Origin of the sequence: Shigella sp. FC1661 (assembly GCF_001712525.1) — a bacterium.
Taxonomy (GTDB): Bacteria; Pseudomonadota; Gammaproteobacteria; order Enterobacterales; family Enterobacteriaceae; genus Escherichia; species Escherichia coli.
This window is the reverse complement of record NZ_MDGW01000435.1, coordinates 1-626: the sequence shown is the minus strand read 5'-3', so window position 1 is coordinate 626 and position 626 is coordinate 1. Positions and strand designations below refer to the sequence as shown.

The 626-nt window shown below is 49.7% G+C and carries 1 protein-coding gene and 1 pseudogene; one reads left to right on the top strand and one right to left on the bottom strand.

The annotated features are described in order from the left end of the window. Positions 1–240: pseudogene (locus tag BFF42_RS19680) on the top strand (transposase); the annotation flags it as partial. Between the two features lie 26 nt (positions 241–266). On the opposite strand, the gene BFF42_RS19675 reads toward BFF42_RS19680, so the two are convergent. Next, the coding region (locus tag BFF42_RS19675) for an integrase core domain-containing protein (RefSeq protein ID WP_001463889.1) at positions 267–626 on the bottom strand (360 nt) is incomplete at its 5' end.

Genomic DNA, 626 nt, shown 5'->3' with positions numbered 1-626 from the left:
AAGTGTCTATACCGATTACTTGATGATCAGGTTGTGTTGAATAAACGCGCATTCTTCGGTGCTTTTTTAATCTTTTGGGGATTTAAATTCCTATCGATGGACATGAATGCAGGCTATATAAGAGCAGCGCGCATCCACTTACCCAATGCGGTTGAGAAAATAGCCTTCGATCGCTTTCATGTGGCGAAACAACCGGGTGAGGTGGTGGATAAAACCCGCCAGAATGAACCGCCCCGGGTTTCCTGGAGAGTGTTTTATCTGTGAACTCAGGCTGCCAGATCATCGTTTCCGATGGAAGCATAATAAGCTTTTTCTGCTTCTGCCGGAGGAGTATGGCCCAGCCTTTCCAGCAATCGTCGATTGTTATACCAGTCCACCCACGTGAGTGTGGCCAGTTCCACTTCTGCACGGTTTTTCCAGCTCTTACGGTGTATTACCTCCGCTTTGTAAAGACCATTGATGCTCTCCGCCATCGCGTTGTCATACGAGTCGCCTGTACTTCCTGTTGATGCCAGTAATCCGGCTTCCTTAAGCCGCTGTGTGTAGGCCAGCGATACATACTGAGAACCTTTATCACTGTGATGGACCGTGCCGGACGGTCGACGGGCCCATAACGCCTGCTCCAG